Here is a 24,624-nt window from a genome sequence, read left to right as displayed (position 1 = left end):
TGATGGGAAAGCTGCGGGACGGTTATCCACAGGTTGGATCCGGGTGCGGTGGCGGTCTCGTAGGGTAGGCGGGTGATTTCCCCCGAGGGCGTGTCCGTGGAAGACGTCGAGGCGTCGGATCCCACGGCGAGTGCCGCCACCCACGTGCTGCGGAAGATCTTCGGCTACGACTCCTTCCGGGAGGGACAACAGGAGATCATCGAGCATGTCGTCACCGGTGGGGACGCGCTCGTGCTGATGCCGACCGGTGGTGGAAAGTCGCTCTGCTATCAGATCCCGGCGCTGGTCAGGGACGGCGTGGGGGTGGTGATATCGCCCCTCATCGCGCTGATGCAGGATCAGGTCGACGCCCTGACGGCGCTCGGTGTGCGAGCGGGCTTCCTCAACTCCACGCAGGGGATCGACGAACGTCAGGCGGTCGAGACGTGCTTCGTCGCGGGTGAGATCGACCTGCTGTATCTCGCGCCCGAGCGCCTGCGTGTGGACGCGACACTGCGACTGCTGGAACGGGGGAAGATCTCACTCTTCGCCATCGACGAAGCGCACTGCGTTGCCCAGTGGGGGCACGATTTCCGGCCGGACTACCTGGCTCTGTCCACGCTCCACGAGCGCTGGCCCACCGTGCCCAGGGTCGCGCTGACCGCGACCGCCACCCCGGCCACACACGCGGAGATCGCCGCCCGCCTGAACCTGGAGAACGCCCGCCACTTCGTCGCGAGCTTCGACCGCCCGAACATCGAATACCGCATCTCCCCGAAGAACGAGCCCCGACGCCAGCTCCTCGACCTCCTGCGCAACGAGCACGCGGGCGACGCGGGCATCGTCTACTGCCTGTCCAGGGCCTCCGTCGACAAGATCTCCGAATTCCTGACCCAGAACAACATCCCCGCGTTGCCGTACCACGCGGGCCTGGACGCCCGGACCCGCGCCGCCAACCAAGCCCGCTTCCTCCGCGAAGACGGCCTCGTCATGGTGGCCACGATCGCCTTCGGCATGGGCATCGACAAGCCAGACGTCCGCTTCGTCGCCCACCTCGACCTGCCCAAATCCGTCGAAGGCTACTACCAGGAAACCGGCCGCGCCGGCCGCGACGGCCAACCGTCCACCGCCTGGCTCGCCTACGGCCTCCAGGACGTCGTCCAGCAGCGCCGCATGATCGAAACCTCCGAAGGCGACGACACCCACCGCCGCCGCCTCGGCACCCACCTCGACGCCATGCTCGCCCTCTGCGAAACGATCGACTGCCGCCGAGTCCGGCTCCTCGACTATTTCGGCCAGAAAAGCTCCCCCTGCGGAAACTGCGACACCTGCAAAACCCCACCGGAATCCTGGGACGGCACCATCCCCGCCCAGAAACTCCTCTCCACCGTCCTCCGCCTCCACCGCGAACGCCGCCAGAAATTCGGCGCCGGCCAGATAGTCGACATCCTCCTAGGCCGCAAAACCGACAAGGTCCTCCAGCACGACCACGCCTCCCTCACCGTCTTCGGCATCGGCACCGAACTCCGCGAATCCGAATGGCGCGGCGTGATCCGCCAACTCCTGGCCCAAGGCCTCCTCACCGTAGAAGGCGACTACGGCACCCTGATCCTCACCGACGCCAGCGCCGACGTCCTCCGCGGCAACCACCAAGTCCTCCTCCGCCGCGAACCCGAACGCAAACCCTCCCGCTCCTCCTCAAAGTCCGACCCGAAGACCCCCACCACCCGCCTCCAAGCCTCCGACCTCTCCGAATCCGCCCAGGCCATCTTCGAAAACCTCCGCACCTGGCGCGGCACCACCGCAAAAGAACAAGGCCTCCCCGCCTACATCATCTTCCACGACGCCACCCTCCGCGAAATAGCCACCCGCACCCCCACCACCCTCACCGAACTAGGCCAAATAAGCGGCATAGGCGAAAACAAACTAGCCAAGTACGGCCAAGAAGTCCTCGACGTCCTTCACCCCCAACAACCCGACCCAAACACCGAACTCCCAGAATCTGAGTAGAAACGACGTGACCCTGTCGCGTGGAGTTCGAGGCGGATTCCGCTGAGCCCGCACAGCCTGGCGAGCACAGGTTTCCTAAACCTGGTGTCGTAGATCGATTCCTACCGGGGGCACCCAACGAAAGCGCCCGTGACCTGGTAAAACTCAGGCCACGGGGCGCTACTATCTGACGGTCGGGTAGGAATACGCGATACCGAATCTCCTAGTCAGGAACCTCTGGTAGTCGCCCGTAGTGTATGGAATTCCTTTCTCAAAGGCATCAAGGCCAACGAATTCGACTTCTAGGGTCGCACTGAACCTAAAAGGTCGAGCGAGCCCATCAGCAGCAAAGCGGCATCCGAACGAATCTCAGTCGAATAAAAGCCTCTCTATCATGTCCGACTGCAACGACTGGACATACCGCACCCAATTGCCGCCTTCGCACTCAGACGTAGTGCTGCTGGCCACCACAATTAGCGTTCTTGCGGGCGCAGAAACGGGTCCACGTGCTGTACATCGTCAGACCAGTAACGATAGCGACTGGCCAGTAGATGTAGCAGATCCCCACTTCTCGCATTAGGTGGAACAGTCAGTCCCCAGCCCATGCACGTTGCACCCACAGATACCTGAAGAAATTTCTGCAGGGCCTCTACTGAGACCTCATTCACTGGGAGAGCAGGATGGGTTGGATCTTCCTCCTGAGCGGATCCGAATAAACTTTGCAGCTCCAGAATATCTTCCCCATTCTTATCCGCGACTTGAATACGATAATTCACCATCTGATTTACAATGGCTTGGAGTATGTGCCAGTCCTTCCACCCTTCTACGCGTAGGGATTCCAACACCTCGACGAACTCCACCGATTCAGTCAAACGTGGAATAGTGTGGCGCAGCATTCGCTGATATGCCTCATATCGATCCGCAATCTTCCTCTGAGACACGGAAGGCTCGTAACCGGGCCCCATACTGTCCCTGGCACTAACCTCTGATCGCAGTCGACAGATCCCGAAATCTTCAGATCCAATAGGCTCGAATGAATCCCTACGTGCCCTATCGAATCGCTCTTTCGATATCAGCCATCGGTAGGCTTTGTCATATGAGACATGTGGCGCAGCCGCGGCCATGAGATCCTTGCCTTCAAATATCCCCTCGAGCGCCATTTCAAATTGACCACTTGGAGCCAACGAAACCGACTCGATTAAAACAATGATGGCAGCAAGCGATTGCCGAACCATGGAGAAGAAATCAGCAGCATGCGATTCACTAAAGGTATGTAGAGTTAGACTCCACACACTACTACCATCTTCGCCGGCCTCGAACTCGAGCGGCGGAAAAACAGAAATCTCCTCACCCGGCCGCGCACTCGCTACAGCAACGTCAACGCATAGCGTTGTCTCAAGAAGAACTAAATCATGTGTAGCAATTTCCACTGCTACGATCTGGACGAGCGATGCAAATCGCTCAGCTACAACCACATCATCGTAAGAATTTTGACATCTGACTAACCATTTTATCCCTAGACACGAGAAGGCTATCTGGCGAACTTTTCCAGAATCAGCAAATGCCGGCCTCCCCAATTCCGACGATATAGATTCGAACATTACTTCCTGCGTGGCCTCTGGCCAAAATACCTCAAGCGCGCTCCCATCAGGCCCCATCCGGGGGCGGCCTGCATCTGCAAGATATTCAGATGCCACAGCAGTTGCCTGCGGATGAGAGGCCAGTGAAGAGAACCTATAAACCAATTCCGCGCTGTATACCAAGGAGGCTATATCGGCCCAGACTTCCAGATTCGTTGGATCTGCCCGAAATTCGCAATGAGCATCGACGGCCAGAGGTAAGGCTGTTAAGAATGACAGCCAATTCGATGCCATGTAGTCACACTGTGCAACAGCAACGATGCTTTGGACGGCATGTCCGCTGAGAAATTCACTGTCATTGGTGCATGTAATCACGTGAGCTGCAAGTGCATAATATTTGGCCGCATACAGCAGGCCCAGCTCTTCATAGATATTGGCTGCATCTAGCAAGGCCGTCAGCGCTTCCGCTTGTGTATCGCCTGTCATGAGAGACAGACGAGCGCGGTTAAGTTCGTTGAGGGCACCTATCAGATCCATGGAAGCCTTGAGGGCAGATGCGCGATTGATAGCCTGCTGCGCGGCTACTGAATTTCCTGCCACTACGGCTACAGCCTGATCAAGCTTACGTGTAAATTCGCGCCATCCGGGCTGGGCAGCCAGTTCCGACGATACTAGCGAAACATGATCCGCAAACTCAACTAGTGGAAAGAATGGCGCATCTGAAACAATAGAGAGAAGTTCTTCCCACGCTCTCAGAGCGCCTTCTGGGTCTGATGGTTTATTCTGCACCTTTAGCACTCCAGACCTAACCAGGGACAAACATTCCTCCGTGGTCATGTACGGCGGTGCCAAATCTCTATCTAACTGCGAGACTCCATCAAGAGAGGCCACATCTACGCGAAGTCGGATCTGCCCCTTTACATCAAGAAGATAGGCGCGTCGATTAATGTCATCTTCGTTCTGGATTCGTAGGTCGACCTGCTCGGATAGTAGACGGCCAATAGTTGAGATCTCCTCCAGCGGGAGATCTGTTGAGTCGAACACCCAAGCCGAAGAACAATAGTTCAACATAGTCGCCGCATCTTCAAACTCCGAGGGCGTAGCATGACCCAGGTCGTCGCGAAAGAAGTCACGCACCAGGCCGTCAGCGGGCCGCATATTCTTCAACCCTCGCAGCCGTGCTACCGCTATCTCGTACCTGGCCCGCTGACGCAGTCGTCTTTCGTTACTCGCCAGAAATACCTCAATACGGGATATCCACATCTCTATATCGCCGTGCAGTGCTGGCGTCCTTACAGCCAATCTCAAGCATCCGGTAAGGTCCATAAGGTCACCCGTAGTACCTGCAGGGTCTTTCCGCGCAGCCCAACGGGCAAGGTCGGCACCATACCATTCGGGGGCATTGGGGGGCGCAGGCGGGCCGAATTGCGAGGGGATGTCAAGGTATTCATTGGCTATCCAGAACGCACTATGTTCGTCCAGTAATTCACTGAGCGCGTTCCCATCGATTACTTCTAGCTTTACATCATATTTGTCTCGCGCGTCATCAATTAGTGCATGACGTACAGCCGCTGAGACCTCAACCTCTGTGAAGAAGATGATGACTTCTGTCCTCGCGCCTGACGTGCAGATGGTTTTCACGTCAGTGCTTATTTTGGCCTTTATCTTCTGAGTCTGAAGCGTGCAACAAAAGGCGATTCTATCGCCACCATCAATTCCTAGAAAGATCCCGAGATCACGAACTTGGCTTCTCAGATAGGTGTGAAAGGTTTCGAAATCGCGCGCCTGATCTCCGCCTGCGGACACCGGCCCTGTTGCTGGAATTATATTGCCCGTTATATGCTGCCGTGCAAATGCCCGGCAGAGGTCCTCGAAGCGATGATGCTCATTTCGCGATCGCATCTGGCTCAGTTGAAACCTGATGAATGCGCGCGATTGATCGCGGCCAGACATGCACTATCCCTCAGTGATCAACTTGATTCGTCCTCAGGACATCATGCCTCATACAGCACCGGCTTGCATCCGTTTGAGCACTCCAGGGTAGATACCGCTACCGAGGAGAGATAGCGCTTGATACGTCCCGCAGACTTCCTCGGAGCCCAACTCCATCACACTGCCTCGTAGATCGGCTGGTGAGTCTCGGAGGGCCCAGTATCTCGTCTTTCTGTCCTTCGCTTCTGGAGGCAAGCCGGGCATCGGCCTGCAGCCGGACGCGTACATGATTCAGCGACTAGTTAACCTACGCTGAATCTGACTCCATCACCAGCGTTGCAGTTCTCTGACCCGCGACAGCATGAGCAAGCTCGCCTGGTTTCCTAACCTGGCGTCCCAGGTTCGGTTTCTACCGAAGGCACTCACCGAAGAGCCCTCACCTGCGTGAATACGAGTAAGAGGCTCTTCTTCGTGTCCGGTGATTAACCGCAAGATCCACAAAAACGTCTCTATTCGTTATCAAGGTCGGCGCATAGGGCGGTAGCGGACCGCATTGCCACGCGCGCGAATAGTCTTCTGACCGTTCAGTTCATCTCCCGGATCCCGCCTGATGGCCAGCGGTTGGCCGGACCGATCTGGAGGTAGGCACCATGTGGAGATGGCTGCGCCTTCGGCGGCCGTCGCCGCGATGAATCGGGTTTCGGGGTCTCATCATCAAATGAGACCCGACGACGGTCGCTGGTTAGAGTAACGCGACGTGGCCGCACATCGAGGCCCCGTGGGCGAGAATGGCATCGTGAGCGATCTTCATTCCGAGCTGACCGACGACCAGATCTTCCTACTGTGCACGATCGCCCAGCCATACGTGAACGCGGGGACCTGGCCGAGCTGGTACTACGTACAGCACCAGCTCGATAGCCGGGATCTCGATGCCCAGCAGATCATCAAATCTCTGCCGCGGGTCGGTTTCACGGGCCTAACCGGTCCGTCCTACGGATTCACACCCGCGCCCCAACATCACATCGCTGAAGCCGACACCATCAGGTTGACCGTTGCGGCGGCCCTGCCTGTACCCGAGCTGCGTCCGCTCATCGCGGACCCATTCATACTCGTGCTGCACGAAATGATTGCGAGACTTCTGCAGTCGGCGCCAACTCCCACGGAATCTGCGCGGCCGAGGCTGGAGGCGGTCGAGCTCGGATTGACGATCCGGGACCTGCCGCCCGGTTTCCTCGCCGGGTTGCCGGACATCCTGGGCGGCGAGCCTGCGACCTGGGCAGGTTCTTCCTCGCGCACCCCCGGCGGTTCTTGGACTCGTGACATCTCCCGCGAGGTCCTCAAGTATCGGCAGGCGACCGATCTGCAGGAGTACGTCGCGAGGGTCAGCGAGATCATTGCTAGCTGGGGCGTCCACACAGTAGCCCTCAACGCGCCCGCATCAGCGATGGGCCAGCTCGACCAACTGACCGCCCCGCTTGAGTCGGAGGCGACCTACGTCCGCCTCGATCTTATCGGGGAACTGGAGGAACTGGACTCCGCCTGCCGCTGGAGCCTAGACAAACTGGCGAGCCTGGCCCGGGAGCTCAATAGCAACTACGCGGCTGATCAGCCCTACGCCTGCCACATGCTGCTCCGCGCAACCCTCGACCACATGCCGCCGGTGTTCGGGTACACGACCTTCGCTCAGGTCGTTGCCAATCACAGGTGGAGCACGACCGATGTCAGGTATGCCAAGAAGCTCACCGAATACCGCAACCCGAGCGACGACGTCCTGCACCGGCAGATCCGCTCCAGCCCCAGCCGGATCGACATGGACGACCTACCGCCACGCCCATACATCAACGCAGTGCTCCAGGAGTTCCTCAGCGTGCTGCAGACCTCGAACGAGACGTCCGCGACCCCCTAAGACGAAGGTTCTGCGAGACCGGCGTAACCGCTGCACACGAACGACGTACAATCTGCCACCTGGCTTCCGTTCCTCAGGGGTACGGGTCCATTTGCCACCGGATAACTCAAGTTACTCGCCGCTCCTCCTCTGGGCCGAGCGGCCCGCGCCACGCCGAGTGTCAAGACCGAGCCCCACTACAGTCGAATCTGGACTACGGGTGAACGCCAGCCATCATTCCAGGCGATCCAGGCACGGACCGTGTCGATCTCGCTCCACCGTGGTGGTGCAACCCGGTCCCAATGCCGTCCCACGAGGCTTGTCGCGAGGCTCCCGCGACTATGTACGCGCAGGTCAGCGCACTGAGCGACCGTTGGAGAAGCGGTGATTCCTAAACCTGGTGTCGTAGGTTCGATTCCTACCGGGGCCCCTTGTGATGTCTCAAGACATCGGAAACCCTCGAACCTACGGGTTCGGGGGTTTCTTTCTGTTTTGGGGTTGGTAGTCGCGGGTGGGGTCGATGATCAGCTCGCGGAGGAGTTCTGCGGTGGTGGCGGCGACGACCCGGACGTGGAGGTCGGCGACGAGCAGGATGACGTGGGTTCGGGCGTGGGTTCGTCCGACGCCGATGTGGTGGAGCCGGCCGCCGATTCGCAAGGTGACGACACCGGATTCGTCGATGCGGTCATGGCGAACCCTGGTATGGGTGTCGCGGTCGCGGCTGCCCGCGGGGAGTGCTTTAGGTCGGGTCTGGTAGACCGCTGCGGGGATGGCGCGGTGCGGCAGGGAACGGTGCGGGCGGCGGTGGTTGTAGTCGTCGGCGAAGCGGTCGAGGATGGCCTGCAGGTCGGCGGCGGTGGCCGGCTGGGCGGGGTGGGCGCGCAGCCACTTCTTCATGGTCTGCTGGAATCGTTCGACTTTTCCGCAGGTGGTGGGGTGGTTGGGGTGGAGTTCTTCTGGGCTACGTGCAGGCGGCGGAGTTCGTGTTCGAAGGCGTTGCGGCCGCCGCGGCCGCTGGCCAGGCGGGTGGTGAAGACCATGCCGTTGTCGGTGAGGGTGGAGGCGGGGACGCCGTGGGCGGTGACGGCCTGGCGGAAGGTGTCGCGGACGATGGGGCCGGTGACGCGGGGCCAGGCGGTCACCGACAGGGCGTAGCGGGAGTGGTCATCCAGCCAGGTGAGGATCTCGGCGTCGCCGCCGTCGGTAAGGCGGTAGTGGGTGAAGTCGGCCTGCCAGGTCTCATTGGGAAGTTCGGCTTGGAAGCGGATGTAGGAGGAGCGTGGCCGTTTCTTCGGCTCGGGGGTGACCAGTCCGTGGCGGGTCGGGTAGCGGCTGATCGTGGCTGGTGACACCCGCAACTGGTGGTGGTGCTCCAGGTGCCGGGCGATCGTGTCGGGTCCGGCGTCCAGGCCCTGGTCAGACAGCTGTTTACGGAGCCGGGCGATCAACTCGAGGGCGCTGGCCTCGATCGCGGTGGGTGAGGTCTTCGGCCGTCGGGAGCGTGGCTCGAACGCCGCTTCGCCCTGCTCGCGGTAGCGGGCGACGAGCTTGGACACCCAGCCCTTGGACACTGCGTAGGAGCGGGCGACCTCTGCCTGCGAGCGGCCCTGACGATGACGGCGGTGATGACGAGTCTGGCTTTGGACACGAGCCGACTGTCGAACGCCCATGTTTCCTATGACTGGAGACACGCTCCACCGGGGTTTCCTATGTCTTGAGACACCCGTTTCCTATGTCCTGAACCAGCACACTACCGGGGGCACCCACTGAAAGAGCCCGTGACCTGCAAAGACAGTAGTCACGGGCTCTTCCTCATGTCCGGTTGTGTGCGGCCATTAATGATCGTCTACGGCTGATCGTTCCCAATGCGTTCCCACGGGGAACGCTCGGCGAGGGCCTGGGCGATCCTGCGTCGTGAGAGTTCGTCCTGGCCAACGATGCACTTCGCGTAGATCCGTAGGAGCACCTCCAAGCTGTGCCCCGCCCATTCGGCTACCTGGGTGGCCGGGACGCCCGCGTTGAACCAGGTGGAGACGCACGCATGCCGCAGGTCGTAAGGACGCTTGGCCAGCTGCGTACCAGCCTCGTCTCCAAGGGCGTGTTCCCGGGCTTTCGTCCACGCTCGGCGGTAGGTGATTCCGGGGAGTTCCCCGCCACATACGCCCCAGAAGAGTCGGCCGTCTGAGTCGGTTCCGACGTCGGCGAGATGTGCGCGGAGTAGCCGGGTTAGCGGCGGGGGTGTGGGAACGGTACGTGAATCACCGTCGGCTCGATGCTTCAGTCCGCGTTATTCGCGTGGCGCCCCATCGTCAGTCCATTCGCACCCTGCGTAGGGAGCGGCCTTTGCGAAATGCAGCTCTCCCCAGTCATCCGGCGGCTCTTCCATCTTGCCCGTCTCCTCGTTAAAGACGAGTTCGGGGAGCGTGACGTTACGGCGTCTCAGATTGACCACCTCTTCCGGCCGCAGCCCCGCGTAGTAGATCACGGCGAAGAACGTAGCCAGACGCTTCCCGCTCGGCTTCTGAGCCTACAGCCTCCAGAAGCGCCCGAGCCTGTGCGTGGTTGACCACCGACTTCCGGTCTACTTCATGCGAGCTCTTAGGGAGCTTCCATTTCAGCTTGTGGAGCGGATTCTCCTCTAGGAGTTCGAGTTCCACGGCATAGTCCAGCGCGTTGGAGATGAGCATTCGATGCTTGCGAACGGTACTGGGAGCGGATCGCTTGCCGTCCACCTTGGAGGTTGCTGCGTCCAGGAGTGCGCGCATAGTGGCAGGCTCCGTCAGGGCTGACACGGGCTTGGTGTTCGCAGCGAGCCACCTCAAGGCCTCCTGCATTTCGCCTTCGGCCTGATCGCGCTTTGCGTGTTGAGGCACGCCGGTACATCGCAGCTCGCAAGACCTGGTCGGCAGGCTTATCCCGGCGCCTCGAGTACATCGCGGGAGTTGCCGCAGTCAACGCTCTGGCGATCACGGCCCGATAGTTGGCTGACGCACCCTTCCACTTCATATCGACGTACTTGCAGGCGAATTCGTACCAGCTCATCGGTGGCGTCTCGGTACGGGCCCAGGAGATCGGTTCCCCCGTGACCAGACTGAATGCCTCTCCCTTTCGTGCTGCAATAGCAAGTGAGCTGCGGAACGTGTCGGCCTGAGCTTCCCGCTTGAATGATCGTGTCCATCTCCGCCCGGTCATCCAAATAACGCGGTAGGAGGTGACGACGCCCTTCGAGTTTTCCTCGATAGGTCGTCCTATCTGGACACCCGATCGATATCGCTATCTTCGTTAGGAGTTAACTTGGGTCGCATCATTTCTGCCATTTGCACAATAGTCGACGGATCGCCCTTTGCAATGCCCATCAAAAGCATGTCCGACCTAACTTTTGTGAGCGCCCAAGCAAGCAACTGATGACCCCTGCTAGTACTCGCGTGAGCGACGATCACGGTAATCGCCTCAGCAAGAATATGTGGATCTACTATGAATTTGGCGAGTGCTTCAGCCTGGGCGAGTTGCCCACTCTGTGCAAAAACACCGGCCAGGTCACGAAATATCACAGATTGCAGTTTAACGTCAGTAATGGAGCGAGCGATTTTCTCGGCCTGTTGCGCGAATTGCACAGCATGGTCGAGTCGCCCAGCCTTGCTTAGGCTCATAGCCAGGGCGGTTAGTGCCTTAGCCTGACAGTTCGGGTTGGTGATAGACCGGGCAAATACTTCAGCATGGTCGAACTGCTCTGTCTCGGCCAGGGCTCTGACCAAGGTGGTCATGGTTTTCGAGTGCAAGTCCGGGCTGGCGATAGAGCGGGCTACTCTTTCGGCCTGTCGGGCGACTTTTCTAGCGTAGTCGAGTTCGCCGGCTCTAGCCAGAACTCTGGCTCTGACGGTCAGTGTTTCCGCTTGGGAAGCGGCGTCGGTGCTAGGTTGCGGTATCGTTTGGGCCCGTTGTGCGATTTGCTTAGCGCGGTCGAACTGCCCAGCCTCATCCAAGGCGCTGGCTAGAATTCGTAGTGCCCGGGCTTGGTGGGTGGGATCGGCAATGGATTGGGCGATCGCTTCGGCGCGATCGAACTGCTCAGCCTTAGCAAAAGCGCCCACTAGGTCACGTAGTGCCCGAGCTTGGGATTCCGGATCACTGATATGACAAGCGATTGTTTGGGCCTGTTCGGCCACTTGGGTAGCTCGATCGAGCTGCCTCGCTTTACCTAAAGCGCTCGCCAGGATTCGCAGTGCCCGGGCTTGATAAGTGGGATCGGCAATGGATTGGGCAAGTACCTCGGCGCGGTCGAACTGCTCAATTGGAGTCAACGCCCCGATTAGGTCATGCAGCGCCTGAGCTTGGAAGCGAGAGTCAGTAATGGAGCGGGCGAGTGCTTCGGCAGCATCGAAATGCCCGGCCTCCATGAGTACACGTGCTAGGTCGCGTAGTTCTCGGGCTCGAGAGTCTAAGGGGAATCGAATGGAATAGGTGAGCTTCGTTGCCTGCCGGGCGACATCTTTTACCCGATCGAGTTGCCCGTCTTTACCTAGGGCTTTGGCCAGCGCTCTTAACGCACGACATTGGTGAAAGTCGTCAGCGATGGACTGGGCGAGTGCCTCGGCGCGGTCGAACTGCCCAGCCGCGGCCAGTGCCCCCGTCAACTCACGGAGCGCCCAGGCTTGCAAGCCACGGTCAGAAATGGAGTGGGCAAGGGCTTCAGCTCGATCGAACTGCCCACTATTGGTCAGAGTATTCGCCAGATCGAGTATTGTCCGAGGCTGGGAGCCAAGGTCCGTGATGGAGCGGGCGAGTGCTTCGGCGCGGTCAGGCCGCCCCGCCTCGGCCAGAGCGCAGATCAAACCGCGTAATGCCTGGACTTGGTGGTAGGGACTGGTGAGGGAGCGGGCGATTGTCTCGGCCTGTTGGGCTACCTGATTAGCGCGGTCGAGCAGTCCGACCTGCGTAAGGGGGACAATTAGGGCACTCAATACCTGGGCTTTGGACCTCTGATCTGTGATAGAGCGGATTAGCGCATCGGCTTGTTGGGCGACTTGCTTGGCGTGGTCCAACTGCCCTGCCTTAATCAAGGCCCTGGCGAGGGCGTTCAGTGCCTTAGCTTGCGAGTCCGGGTTGGTGATAGAGCGGGCCAGAGCTTCCGCGCGGATAGGGTTGCCGAGCTCGGCCCAAACTGACGGCAGCTGAACCGGGATGTTTGCGTTGCGGTCGGCCAGGAACTCCCGAGTACGAGCGAGTAGCAACATCGCATAGACGTCTGGCCTCTCCTGCTGACAGATGGTGCTCTGGCAGGCGAGGATCTCTGCCAGAGCCGCAGCGTCCCCTCCGCTCATATCCAGCATGCGATCTAGACGCGCTTGATCTGCGGCACAAGCCACCATCCGTGACAGATCACCACTCGCGTAGAGAAGCTGATGATAGCCACGCAGAAGGTATTCCGGTGTCCCGGATGGCCAGCCCTGATCACGATAGCGGTCAGCCCAGGCGTGGATCATATCCCTGTACTCACCCAGATTTGCCTCACCGAATGCAGCGACCGCAGTGGCGTTGAGTTCCTCGTGCGCCAAGACGAAGACTTGAGCACCCTCCAGGGGACGCCATCTACTATCTCTACTGCTGAACGTCCGTCCCGACACTGCCCGCAAATGCCGGTCCACCTCTGAGGTAGCCTGCTCCGTCAGCTCGGCAAGATCGCTACTACTCAGCCCTCCGCCCGCAGCGACCAACAACCCCAAGAGATTTCGGTCGCTCTGACCCCCATATAGGAGATGATCTAGCTCTCGCTCGGCATCGTCCCGAATGACTTGCGCTTCAGGTGACAGGCTCAAGACTCGCACGATTTCCCGATCGCGTAGGGGGTGCCGTGCGGGCACATCGGATGGCACCGGAGGATTCGAACGTCCAGCAACGATGACACGCAGCCCTTCGGGAGGCACAGCGGGCAGTAACGCCGCGATACTGTGCGCTCCTGGGCCAACCGTCACCCCTCGATCCTCATCTAGCCCATCGACCAGAAGCACTAGTCGCTCACCGCGCTCACAACATAGCCGCGCCGCGTCTTTCAGTAACCGCCCGAACCATCCCCGCTGGGTGGCCTCGGTCAACAACGGTGGCATTGGCTGCCCTAACAGCTCAGCTAGCTGCTCAATTACCACATCAAGAAACGCATTGCGGTTGCTGTGCCCGGCATAACGCGCGGTGATGAAGAATGACACCACCCGTATCCCAGGCGGAGGATTCAGTACGAAGGTGGCCATCAGCGCTGACTTGCCCGCCCATGCTGGCCCCTGCCACCACACATAGGCGGGATTATGGTCATCCATGCAGAAGGCGGTCAGCTCGGCCAGTTCCGCCTCACGCCCTACCAACCGCCAGGGAAAGATTTGCTCAACCTGCTCGCGATAGGCTGATTGCGCCGGCGGCATGACCGCCAAGTGCACATCCCCATAGTGGCTACCGGTGTTGACGTAGCTGCCCCATCCGCCGGAGGCATCGCCGGTATAACGAACGGTGCTTTTCACCGAAGAACGCCTTCCTGGACTGCGCCGCTCAGATAGGAGGACATTCAGGTAAGCTCAACGCCAGAGTTGGCATTCCCGCCACTGCCTGCGTCGGCGTTTCCCGTTTGTTCCACTCTCACCTGACTGGGCAGCGCATCAGCCCGTCCCGAAAAGCCGGTGTTAGCACGTCCGTCGCCCCGTACCGTGGCCCGACCGGTGTTCAAGACACGAAGGCCCCCTCCACCAGAGGCCATTGGCCACGCGGCCCACAACGCCACCCCTACAGCCGCCACCCCAGCCAGTGCTGAAGCCAGGGAGGCAACCTTATCGGCTCGTTCCCACCCTAGAACCACGAATACCACAGCTAAAACGGCCACCGCCACAGCCGTGGCGGCCAGCACCCACCGACGCACCGTCATACTAGGCATTGTCCGCGCCAACCACGGGCGGCCGATCAGAAACCGGGAAAATCCCCATCGGACCGCCTTGGACCGGTGGGCGAACGATGTTCGCCCCTGGACTACCATCGAGCAGGCGAGGCGACTCGGTCCCAATGCCGTCCCACAGCCCTACGCCTTCGACGCCAGTGCGCGTATTTCAGCAGGTCAGCGGCATACTGATTGCTTGATAATGAGCTGATTCCTAAACCTGGTGTCGTAGGTTCGAAGTCGCGGCGCGACGCCCCCTGTGGGGAGGGCGGGGTGTGACCGTACGGGTGTTGGTGGCCGATGACCAGGCGCTGGTGCGGGCCGGGTTGTGCGGCATCGTGGCAACCACGGGCGACCAGAGCGTGGTCGGGCAGGCGGCCACCGGCGCTCAGGCGATGGAAGTGGCCGGCCTGACCCAGCCCGATGTGGTGCTTATGGACGTCCGCATGCTGGAGATGGACGGCCTGGAGGCCACCTGGCGCATCACCGCTTCCGGGCTGGCCCGGGTGGTGATGCTCACCATCTTCGACCTGGGCGAATATGTCTACGTGACGCTACGCGGCGGCGCCGGCGGATTCCTGCTCAAGGACGCCCCGCCGCAGGACCTGCTGACCGCCATCCGTGTGGTCGCCGCCGGAGAGGCGCTCCCCCCGCGTCACCCGGCGGCTGATCTCCGACTTCGCCGCCTGCGTGATCGAGCGCGAACGGCAGGTACTGATCCTGATCGCCCAGGGTCTGTTCAACGCCGAGATCGCCCACCGCCTGCACATCGGCCAGGGAACGGCCAAAACCCGCGCGTCTGCTGACCAAGCTCGACGCTCGCGACCGGGTCCAGTTGGTCATCATCGCCTGCCGCTTCGGACTGGTCTCACCAGACTGATCCGAAGACACAGCACCGGCACCTGATTAGCGGCGGTGGAAGACCAGGGCGAGTGAGCGCAGCGCGAGGACGAAGCCGACCAGTAGCAGCGCGCTGCCCACCAGCGCGAACAGTCGCACGCCGGGGGCGACCGTCGGGCCGGCGTCGGCCACCATGAGCACGATCGCGCCCAGCGTCGCGGTGGCGGCGAGTATGGCGATCACCACCTGGTGCACGAGGCCGGTCAGGAAGCTGCGGTCGCGGTCGTCGGCGAGCGGCCTGATGTTGATCGAGATCCTGCCCTGCTCCAGGTCCTCGGTCAGCTTGTTGATCCGTCTGGGCAGCCGTTGCAGGAGCGGAAGATAGGCCGCCAGGCGGCTCTCCAGGTCGGCCCGCACCGCCTGGGGCTCGGTGGCCTCACGCATCATCTCCCTGCCCTGCCGCCTGACCGCGCCCACCACGTCGAGGTCGGGGCTGACCAGGGCGAGGGTGCCGTCCAGTGCGGCCAGCGCGCGGAAGGCGCCCGCGATCTGCGGCGGCACAGCGAAGCCGTACGCGTGGATCAGCTTGAACAGCGCGGCGAACATGCCCGAGCTGCCGCCCCTGCCGAAGCCGACGCGGTAGCGGACCATGAGCTGGCCGAGGTCGCGTTCGAGGTCCCGCTCCACCAGCCCGTCCGGCCGGTCCAGCATCTCGATGAGGGAGTCGGTGGCGACGATCGCGTCGTTGTTGTCGATGGCCAGCAGCAGCATGCCGAGCGCGTTGCGGGTCGGCTGGTCGAGACGGCCGACCGAGCCGAAGTCGAGCAGGCCGAGACCGCCGTCCGGGGTGATCAGGATGTTTCCGGGGTGCAGGTCGGCGTGGAAGACGCCCGTGCGTACGAGCTGCCTGAGCACCTCGCCGAGCAGGCGTTCGGCGAGGTCCGTCCGGGTGGCGGCGGGCAGGGCGGCCAGCAGCGCGCCCGCGTCGCCGACCGGGGTGCCCTCCAGCCGGTCCATGACCAGGAGTCTGCCGGTGGAGTGCAGGTCGTGGGCGGTGGGCACGCTTACGCCGCCGTCCATGGTGGCCGCGATGGTGCGCAGGTTGTCGAGCTCGACGGTGTAGTCGAGCTCCTCGTGGAGGGAGGCGGCGAAGCCCTCCGCCAGCCGGGTCACGCGCAGCGACCTGCCCCACGGCGTGGCGCGCTCCAGCCACCGGGCGAGCCTGATGATGATCTCGACGTCGGAGGTGACCTGCTTGCGTGCGCCGGGGCGCTGCACCTTGAGCACGACGGGCGTGCCGTCCAGGAGTTCCGCGGCGTGCACCTGCGCCACCGAGGCGGAGGCGAGCGGATCGGGGTCGACGGAGCGGAAGACCTCGCCCAGCGGCCTGCCGAGTTCCTCCTCGATGGCCTGCTCGATCTGCGGCCACGGCTCGGGCCCGGCCCTGGTCTGCAGGGTGGCGAGTTGGTCGGCGAAGACCTCGGGGATGAGGTCGCGCCTGGTGGAGAGCATCTGGCCGAGTTTGACGAAGGTGACGCCGCCCTCGTTCAGCGCGGCGCGCAGGGAGCGGGCGATCGCGCTCTGCCCTTCGCGGGCCTTGCGGCGCCCGCCCAGGTAGCCGCTCAGCCCGTGCTTGGCCGCGATCCGTATGACCTGGGTGTAGCGCCGCGCCCGTTTCCTGCGCGCATTCCACCCGCGCAGCAGCGCCAGCGGCGAGGGCAGGGTGCCCGTCGGGATGAAGAGTTCGAGCAGGACCAGGGCGATCAGGCCGAGCACGATGACCCATGCCGTGATCAGCGTGGCGACGGCGAAGATCACCCCGAGCGGGGCGTTGGCCCGGCCGTCGACGTAGATGCCGGTCAGCTCACTGACGTAGATGACGGCCCACACGATGCTCGCGCCCGTGAACAGGCCCATGGCGATGGAGCGCGGCCAGCCCACGGGCACGCCCAGCGCCTTCCTGGCGATGAGCGCGATGATCAGCGCGTTCAGAAACGGGGCGACGATGGACAGCAGGTCGGGCATGTCAGTGGCTGAAGAGCGGCCGTGGTGCGGTCTCGGGCAGCTCTGGGGTGAGCTCGACGTGGTCCATGGCCCTCATGTTATGTGTCTGCCAGACATATGGGTCGATATCTGGCTGGCCCCGCTCGCCGACCACGATCATGGCCAGATCGAACAGATCATCCGCCCGTACGGGAGTGGCCTCGATGTCCAGCCGACTCAGCGGCGGTAGGCCCAGATCAAACCGCTGCGGCCAGAAGATGCCGCGCCGACCGCCCAGGCGGAACCGCTCTCCGGCTGGATGGCGAGGTCACGGACGGACGCGTTCTGGTTCGGCGGAGTTGGAAAGGCGCCCGGCTCGACACTATCGGTGCCGATGTGCAGAAACCCGCTGCCTCCGCCCTTGGCGTCGTAGACGACCCAGGCCCCGCCTCTGCCGTCGGGCTCCGCCTGGGCGCGCGGCTGGATGCCCGGTTCACCACGGACCTCGAAGTTAAAGCCGCCCAGATAGCCGGACAGCAGCAAAGTCTCACCGCAGAAGGAGTTGCCGCACGGCCAGGCGACCCAGCCGACGGCCATCACGCGGCCGGTCTCACCGTCGACCGCGACATCCGTCAGCTCCGAGATCTGGCCCGAGCGTGCGGACGGAATCGCTGGAAGTGCGACCGCGCGCCAGGCCGTGCCGGTCCAGCGGGCCAGAGCCGCCGTGCCCCGCACCGAGCCCGCCGCCCACTTGCCGTCGAGTCCTTTGACCACGATCGGCGTGTGGACCTTGCGCCACACCGACCCGTCCAGGCGCCGCAGCGTGGACCGCGCCTTCCACCCGGCGGCACCGGCCGCGGGGAACGCATTCGAGTTCTCGATGACCCACAGATTCCTGCCGATGGAGTACGCCCGATCCACTCGGCCATAACGCCATGGCTTGACCTGCCAGCGCTTGCCATCCCACCGGGCGTACCGCGACGCGCCGAACGCCCAGACCCTGGTGTCGGACGCCGACGTCAGCCGCTTCACCCGGAAGCCCGGCCCGGTGACACGCTTGAAGGTGGAGCGGCCGCCCTTGAGCAGGAGCGACTCGGTGCCGCCGCGATCCGGGCGCCTCGTCCCGGCGACCCAGACCGCCCCACCCGGCGTCACCGTCACCGCGTCGTAGGAGTCACGGCGGTCGTCATGGACGACACTCCACTGACCGGCCGGCGCCACGGCGTGGGCGGCGGCCGGCCCCGCAGCGACGAAAAAGGCGACGGCTGCAGCGGTGCCGCGAAACAGTATTCCCACAAAGGGTGAGACGCGCCGTTCAGGGGAAAAGTTTGCATGCGGCAGGGGAGGCGATGGAGAGATCCGGACCTGTCGCGCGACATCGATCGCCATGCCGTCCGCTCTGCGTGGAGGTGGTTGAACGCGGGCGTCCTGCTATACACACGCGGCTCAAGCGGCCTCATCTGTGCAGTGACGGAGTGGTCTGGTGGGCGAGTGTGTCCGCCAGTTCCCGTAGGGCCTGTTCGGAGTGGCTGCCGGGCTCGGCGGCCAGGGAGACGAATTTCTGGCCGGTGCCGCTGACTGAGAGTACCTCCCAGGACAAGGTGAGGTGGCCCATCCGGGGATGACGTAGCTCCTTGAGCTCGTTGCCGCGTACCTGAACCTCGTGCAGGGGCCAGATGCGACGGAACTCCTGGCTGTGGGCGGTGAGTTCGGCCACCAGGCCGCGCAGGTACGGATCGTCGGGGTCGCCGGCCACGGCAGTGCGTAGCTGGGCCGTCTTGGCACGGGCGGCCTTCTCCCAATCGGGGTAGAAATCGGCCGCTCCCGGGCTGAGGTAGATCATGCGCAGGCAGTTGTCGAGGTTGGTCATGCCCTCGTACAAGACCTCGGCCAAGGGGTTGACGGCCAGTACGTCGAAGCGGCGGCCCAGCACCAGTGCGGGCGCGTGCCGGGGCAGGTTGACCAGGCGCAGCAGGCTGGGGCTGACCTGCTCCGCGGCGCCGGTCTCCGCTTGGGGACGTGCCCAGGGGTGGGCGAGCGAGTAGAGGTAGGCGGCGGCGTCGGGGTCCAGGCGCAGCACCCGGGCCAGGGCGCTCAGCACCTGGGCGGAGGGATTGCGTTCGCGTCCCTGTTCCAGCCGGATGTAGTACGAGGTACTGACTCCGGAGAGCATGGCCACCTCCTCTCGCCGAAGCCCTGGGGTACGGCGCGAGGGGGCGTGCAGGAAGCCCACCTGTGCTGGACTGGTGGCTTCACGCCTGGCGCGTAGGAAGTCGCCGAGGAGGTTACTACTGCCGTTGTCCATTTCATCACCATATGTCCCGAATTGTTGGACTTACTGCAGAGCTGGGAGGCCCTCGTCCGTGTACGGCTCGGCAATGGGGCCTGCCGGGGTGAGACGGGATGTGCCGAGTTGCGGAATCCGCAGGACGAATCGGGCGCCTACCGCGGAGTCCTCCAAGTTCAGGCTGCCGCCGTGGCTGTGGGCGATGTCACGGGTGATGGCCAGACCGAGGCCACTGCCGCCCGCGTCCAGGCGGCGGGCGTCCTCCAGGCGGGTGAAGCGTTCGAAGACGCGCTGGCGGTCGGCGAGGGGAATGCCGGGGCCGTCGTCGGTGACGGCGATGACCGCCTGGTCGCCGGCCGTGGTGAGGGTGAGGCCGACTGCGGAGACGGCGTGCCGGCGGGCGTTGCCGAGAAGGTTGGTCAGGGCGCGGATGAGCTGGATGCGCGACCCGAAGACCCACAACTCGCCCTCGACGCGGAGCCTGACCGGGATGCCGTGGATGGTCTTGTTCATGCGGGCCGTCTCCTGGATGAGGAGCTCGGTGAGGTCGATGAGCTCGTGCGGGGCGGCGATGCCGGCGTCGTCCAGGCGGGCCTGAGCGAGCAGGTCGGCGACGATGGTGTCCAGGCGGTCGACGGTGGTCAGGGCCGTACGCAAGCTGTGGCCCGGGCCGGGGTCCTCGGGGTGTTCGAGAGCGTCCTCGAGTTCGGCGCGCAGCCCGGCGATCGGATTGCGCAGCTCGTGGGAGGCCATGGCGGCGAAGCCGCGCTGCTGGGCGATCGCCTCCTCCAGACGGGCGAAGGTGTGGTTGGCGGCGCGGGCCAGCTCGGCGATCTCGTCGTCCCCGGGCGGGACGGGCAGGCGGCGGCCCAGATCATTCGCGGTGATCTTGTCTATGTGGGTACGGATGGCTCGGACGGGACGGAGTACGCGGCCAACGGCCCACCAGGTGGCCGCGCCGGCGGTCAGGACCAGGCCGAAGCCGGTCAGGAGGAGTTCCAGGTTGTGCCCCCGGAGCAGACCGGTGGTCGCGCCGGCGCTCAAGGAGCGGCGGATGGACAGGACGGCCGTGTCCAGCATGACCAGGACGACCAGGACCAGCAGCGAGATGGCCGCGGTGCAACGCGCACGGATGGATCGGAGCGGGTGGACGATGGTCACGATTTACCTCCGGAAGGAAGTGGGTCTTGCGGTTCGCGAGGCCCGCGCCTCGTTCAGTTGGCCGTGGCGGCGAGGCTGCCCAGGAGAGCGAGCGCCTGCTCGGAAGGGCTGCCGGGTTCGGCCTGCAGGGCGAGGACGTGATGCCCGGGCAGGCGTACGACGTCGAGTACGTCGCAGAAGAGGGTGAGTTCGCCGACCGCGGGGTGGCGCAGGCGCTTGACCCGCCGAGCGTCGGAGGACACGTCGTGCCCGGCCCACATCCGCCGGAATTCCTGGCTCTGCTCGGCGAGTTCGCCGAGCAGAGCGGTCAGGCCGGGATGATGGCCCTGGGCGGCGATGGAGTGCAGAACGTCGGTCGCGGCGGCGGCGATGTGGGGCCACTCGGTGAAAAAGTCCCTCGCCGCCGGGTCCAGGAAGATCAGCTTGAACAGGTTGTCGGTGTGCCGCAGCCCGCTTAGCAGCGCGGCGCCCAGATCGTTGGCGGCGCACACGTTCATCAAGGGGTCGCAGAGCAGGACGGGCACGCCGTACCAGCCGTCGATCAGCCGTTGCAGGCACGGGTCGGCCCAATCTCGCCAGCGAGGCCCATACCCGCCTCCAGAGCGGCGGTCCCGGAGGAAGTCGCCGAGAATCTTGCTGCTGTTCATGCCGCCAAACGTAGGCCGGATCCGCTCGCGCAGGGTGGCCGCGGCACTCCCACGCACCCGGGACCCTGACAGTGGCACACCCAGTCAAGCCGGGCATAAACGTCATATGGTCCATATATGGACAAAAAGAGGATGCTCGGCGAGTTCCTCCGGGCCCGGCGCGAGGCCACCACCCCTGCCCAGGTCGACCTGCTGGACGTCGGATTCCGCCGGACACCCGGCCTGCGGCGGGAGGAGGTGGCGATGCTGGCCGGAGTCAGCACCGACTACTACATCCGTCTCGAACAGGGACGCGAACGCAATCCGTCCGACCAGGTGATCGGCGCCCTGGCGGAGGTGTTCGGTCTCGGCGTGGACGCCCTGGCACACCTTTACGCGCTGGCGCGCGGAGACCTGCCGGCCGCTCCGGAGTCGTGCCCTCCGGACGGCGCCGTGGACCAGGTCAGCCCGCATCTGATCCGGCTGATGCACAGCTGGCCTCAGACGCCGGCCTTTGTCATGAATCAGCGCATGGACGTGCTGGCCATGAACCCGCCGGCCAGGGCCTTCTACGGGCGAGGGCTGGGGCAGAAGCCGAGGGTTGGCGACAACACGCTTCGCGCGGTCTTCCTCGATCCTGCCGTACGGGAGTTCTACGGCGACTGGGAGTCCACCGCGCAATCCAGAGTCGCCCACTTTCGCGCCACCGCCGGCCGGAACCTCCACGACTCCCGCGTGGCCCAACTGATCGACGAACTGTCCGAGCGAAGCGCTGACTTCCGCCATGCCTGGGCCCGTTATGACGTCCAGGCCGAACACAGCCACACCAGACGCTTCCGCCATGAGCTCGTCGGGGAGCTGACAGTCGACTGCGACATATTCTCCCTCGCCGGGGCACCCGGGCAGCAACTGATCACCCTCCAGGCCCCCCTCGACACCCACTCCGCGTACGCGCTCGACACGCTCTGCCGGGAAGCTTTCTGACTTCCGGGGGGAAGCTCTGTGCGTGACGTGAGACCGGCTCAGGCCGCGGTCGCGTGTCTGCGCACCAGGCACCGGCACGTTGAACGGCGCTCATCTCACGGCGGGATCTCACACACGAGGTTGAACGGAGCCTGCGCGAGAAGCTGACACCTTTCGCCGCCTGGCTGCGGCGTGACGGGCGCTATTGGAGCACAACGGGGTCCGGCTCGGGTTCGGTGGAGTCTTCGACAGGTTCGGTCGGGTCTGTCGCCGTGTCGTCGGGTTCCTCCTCTGTGACCGGTGGAAGGGGTGCGCAGTATCGGCCGCAGCCGTCGAAGCGCTCGGAGTTCATCGGGGTGAAGGCGGTGGGCTCGACCCCCCGCAAGGCGGCGATCATGGTGTCTCGCCAGATCGGGCCGGGGACGGTGGCTCCGAAGACGGCGCTGTAGTACCTGCCGCCGATGGTGACGTTGTTGAGCTTGTGCGCGATGGCGCCCCGGGGGTCGCCGATGCTCACCGCGCCGGCCAGGTCCGGGGTGAAGCCGGCGAACCACGCGCTGGACTGGTCGTCGTTGGTGCCGGTCTTCCCGGCCGCGTCACGGCCGATTCCGCCGACGGAGCTCATCGTCCCCTGGGTGAACACGCCCGAGAGAATGTCCGCGGTGGCGTCGGCGACCTGTGGTTCCAGGGCCTGGCGGCACTTCGGCCGGTAGTCGGTCGGCTTGCCGTCGCGGCCGGTGACCTGGGTGATGGCCAGGGGTGCGCAGTAGGTCCCGCGCGCGCCGAGGGCGGCGTACGCGGTGGCGACGGTGACCGGGTCCATCTCATTGATGCCGAGGGTGAAGGTCTCGTACTCCTGGAGTTTCTTGCCGTCGGCGCGCTTGATGCCCAGCGACTGGGCGGTCTGCACGGTCTCGCACAGCCCGACCCGGCGCTCCAGCTCCATGAAGAAGGTGTTGACCGAGCCCCAGGTGCCGGTCCGCAGCGTCTTGAAGCCGGGGGAGCCCTCGTCGTTGGTGACAGGGTGCGTCGGGTCGCCGACCTGTCCTCCTGCGCAGTCGGTGAAGGCGGCGTAGTCGGGGGCGCGGTAGCTGTTGCCCACGGTGAAGCCGTCGTCGGCCTTCATGCCCTGCTTCAGCGCGGTGAGCAGGGTGAAGGTCTTGAACGTCGAGCCCGCCTGGAAGCCGCCGATGCCGCCGTGGTGGGTGTCGGCGACGATGTTGTACGAAATTTCGCGCCGACGGGCGGAGTTTCCGTACTTGCGGCTGGCGGCCATGGCCTTGATCTTGCCGGTGCCGGGCTCGACCAGCGCCTGGGCGGCGACCGCGTTGTCGGTGGGGCCGACCCAGTCGCCGATGCCCTGCTCGGCCGCAGCCTGCATCCGGGGGTCCAGCGTCGTCTTGATCGTCAGGCCGTCGCGTTTGAGCGACCGCTCCCGCAGCGCCCTCGTCTTGCCGAAGCTCGGGTCATTGAGCACCTCGTTGTAGACGTACAGGCAGAAATAGGGGTACGGGCTGGCCTCGCACCCCCCGGGCTGCGGGACGCCCTTGTAGCCGAGCTTGGCGGTCTTGGCCTTGGCCGCTTTCGCCGTGGTGATCTTGCCGAGTTCGGCCATCCGGTCCAACACGACATTGCGCCGCTCCAGCAGTCGCGCGCGGTTCTCCCGGCCACCCTCGGGATCGGTGCTGGTCGGCAGCTGCACCGCAGCCGCCAGGGTGGCCGCCTGCGGCAGGTTCAGCCGGGCCGCCGAGACCCCGAAGAACCGTTTGGCCGCGGCCTGTACGCCGTTGGCCCCGGCGCCGAAGTAGGCGATGTTCAGGTATTTCTCCAGGATCTGGTCCTTGGTGTACTTCTCCTCCACCGCCATCGCGTAGCGCAGCTCGTTGAGCTTGCGGCCGTAGCTGGCCTCCAGCGCCTTCTCCTGGTCCTCCCTGGTGGTGGCGGCGTTCAGCAGCACCTGCTTGACGTACTGCTGGGTGATGCTGGAACCGCCCTCGCTCACCCCGCCCGACTGCAGGTTCCTGGCCAGCGCACGCAGCGTGCCCTCCAGATCGATCGCGCCGTGCTCGTAGAAGCGGGAGTCCTCGATCGAGATGATCGCGGTCTTCATCACCTCGGCCACCTGGTCGAGCGGGACGACCTCGCGGTATTGGTCGTAGAACTGGGCGATGCGCCTACCCCGGGCGTCCAGGATCGTCGTCTTCTCCGCCAGCGGGGGTTCGATGAGCTCGGCGGGGTTGAGGTTCAGCTCGTCGGAGGCGGCCACGATCGCCGCGCCGGTGCCGCCCACGGCCGGGAGCCCGAGCCCGGCGGCCACCAGCCCGGCCGCCACCGCCGCTCCGGCCAGGCCCAGCACGCTTCTACCCGCCGACGAGCGGGTCCGCCGCCGGTCCGCCATCAGATTTCGCTCGTCAGCGGGAGCGACATGAGTGCCGAGAACGCGGCGTGAATGGACATTGACCGGAACCTTCCCCTCAAGGATC

General features: G+C 63.8%; 16 protein-coding genes and 1 pseudogene. 6 read left to right on the top strand and 11 right to left on the bottom strand.

Annotated features, from left to right (window positions below):
* The first annotated feature begins 96 nt into the window (after positions 1-96).
* Positions 97-1,989 carry a DNA helicase RecQ gene (gene recQ / locus Aple_RS10860; protein WP_218038251.1) on the top strand — a complete coding sequence of 631 codons (1,893 nt, stop codon included), beginning with the start codon at positions 97-99 and terminating at the stop codon, positions 1,987-1,989.
* 177 nt (positions 1,990-2,166) lie between these two features.
* A pseudogene (locus tag Aple_RS56230) lies at positions 2,167-2,274 on the top strand (DUF397 domain-containing protein); the annotation flags it as partial.
* Between the two features lie 167 nt (positions 2,275-2,441).
* On the opposite strand, the gene Aple_RS10850 reads toward Aple_RS56230, so the two are convergent.
* Positions 2,442-5,501 (bottom strand): hypothetical protein, encoded by a 3,060-nt coding sequence (locus tag Aple_RS10850; protein WP_155344403.1) that lies wholly within the window; start codon positions 5,499-5,501, stop codon positions 2,442-2,444.
* Between the two features lie 757 nt (positions 5,502-6,258).
* On the opposite strand from Aple_RS10850, the gene Aple_RS10845 reads away from it, so the two are divergent.
* Entirely contained in the window at positions 6,259-7,386 is a 1,128-nt protein-coding gene (locus Aple_RS10845; protein WP_155344402.1) for a hypothetical protein, read from the top strand.
* 444 nt (positions 7,387-7,830) lie between these two features.
* Here Aple_RS10845 and Aple_RS53165 read toward each other — a convergent pair whose 3' ends face one another.
* The 4 genes from Aple_RS53165 to Aple_RS10830 all read right to left on the bottom strand — a co-directional run bounded on the left by Aple_RS53165 (position 7,831) and on the right by Aple_RS10830 (position 13,874).
* Positions 7,831-8,262, bottom strand: coding sequence for an integrase core domain-containing protein (locus Aple_RS53165; protein ID WP_246264356.1), 432 nt, complete (start codon positions 8,260-8,262; stop codon positions 7,831-7,833).
* Positions 8,259-9,035 carry a DDE-type integrase/transposase/recombinase gene (locus tag Aple_RS53160; protein ID WP_246264355.1) on the bottom strand — a complete coding sequence of 259 codons (777 nt, stop codon included), beginning with the start codon at positions 9,033-9,035 and terminating at the stop codon, positions 8,259-8,261. Before Aple_RS53160 ends, Aple_RS53165 begins: the two co-directional genes overlap by 4 nt.
* Before the next feature lie 617 nt (positions 9,036-9,652).
* Positions 9,653-9,850: a hypothetical protein gene (locus Aple_RS54340; protein WP_246264353.1), complete on the bottom strand. Its 198-nt coding sequence runs from the start codon at positions 9,848-9,850 to the stop codon at positions 9,653-9,655.
* A 763-nt stretch (positions 9,851-10,613) separates the two neighbouring features.
* On the bottom strand, positions 10,614-13,874 hold the full coding sequence (locus Aple_RS10830; RefSeq protein WP_155344401.1) for a hypothetical protein: 3,261 nt from the start codon (positions 13,872-13,874) through the stop codon (positions 10,614-10,616).
* A gap of 682 nt (positions 13,875-14,556) precedes the next feature.
* Between Aple_RS10830 and Aple_RS10825 the strand changes: the two genes are divergently transcribed.
* Positions 14,557-15,087 (top strand): response regulator, encoded by a 531-nt coding sequence (locus Aple_RS10825; RefSeq protein ID WP_507767570.1) that lies wholly within the window; start codon positions 14,557-14,559, stop codon positions 15,085-15,087.
* Entirely contained in the window at positions 14,996-15,187 is a 192-nt protein-coding gene (locus Aple_RS56710) for a hypothetical protein (RefSeq protein WP_507767571.1), read from the top strand. The genes Aple_RS10825 and Aple_RS56710 overlap by 92 nt, the downstream gene beginning before the upstream one ends.
* Here the strand turns inward: Aple_RS56710 and Aple_RS10820 are convergent, their stop codons facing one another.
* The 5 genes from Aple_RS10820 to Aple_RS10800 all read right to left on the bottom strand — a co-directional run bounded on the left by Aple_RS10820 (position 15,188) and on the right by Aple_RS10800 (position 21,199).
* The gene (locus Aple_RS10820) at positions 15,188-17,146 is read right to left on the bottom strand and encodes an ABC1 kinase family protein (RefSeq protein ID WP_155344400.1); all 1,959 of its coding nucleotides are present in this window, start codon (positions 17,144-17,146) and stop codon (positions 15,188-15,190) included.
* A gap of 195 nt (positions 17,147-17,341) precedes the next feature.
* Positions 17,342-18,400, bottom strand: a complete 1,059-nt coding sequence (locus tag Aple_RS10815) for a hypothetical protein (protein WP_155344399.1) — start codon at positions 18,398-18,400, stop codon at positions 17,342-17,344.
* Positions 18,401-18,560: 160 nt separating this feature from the next.
* Complete coding sequence (locus Aple_RS10810; RefSeq protein ID WP_155344398.1) at positions 18,561-19,409, bottom strand: helix-turn-helix domain-containing protein; 849 nt, start codon at positions 19,407-19,409, stop codon at positions 18,561-18,563.
* A 30-nt stretch (positions 19,410-19,439) separates the two neighbouring features.
* Positions 19,440-20,552: a sensor histidine kinase gene (locus tag Aple_RS10805; RefSeq protein ID WP_155344397.1), complete on the bottom strand. Its 1,113-nt coding sequence runs from the start codon at positions 20,550-20,552 to the stop codon at positions 19,440-19,442.
* 53 nt (positions 20,553-20,605) lie between these two features.
* On the bottom strand, positions 20,606-21,199 hold the full coding sequence (locus Aple_RS10800; RefSeq protein WP_155344396.1) for an MmyB family transcriptional regulator: 594 nt from the start codon (positions 21,197-21,199) through the stop codon (positions 20,606-20,608).
* A gap of 117 nt (positions 21,200-21,316) precedes the next feature.
* Between Aple_RS10800 and Aple_RS10795 the strand changes: the two genes are divergently transcribed.
* Positions 21,317-22,162, top strand: coding sequence for a helix-turn-helix domain-containing protein (locus tag Aple_RS10795; protein WP_155344395.1), 846 nt, complete (start codon positions 21,317-21,319; stop codon positions 22,160-22,162).
* A 181-nt stretch (positions 22,163-22,343) separates the two neighbouring features.
* Here Aple_RS10795 and Aple_RS10790 read toward each other — a convergent pair whose 3' ends face one another.
* A complete protein-coding gene (locus Aple_RS10790) occupies positions 22,344-24,539 on the bottom strand; it encodes a transglycosylase domain-containing protein (RefSeq protein ID WP_155344394.1) in 2,196 nt (731 codons plus the stop codon).
* Between the last annotated feature and the right edge of the window lie 85 nt (positions 24,540-24,624).

The organism is Acrocarpospora pleiomorpha (genome assembly GCF_009687885.1).
Classification (GTDB): domain Bacteria; phylum Actinomycetota; class Actinomycetes; order Streptosporangiales; family Streptosporangiaceae; genus Acrocarpospora; species Acrocarpospora pleiomorpha.
This window is presented reverse-complemented; position numbering and strand designations above follow the sequence as displayed.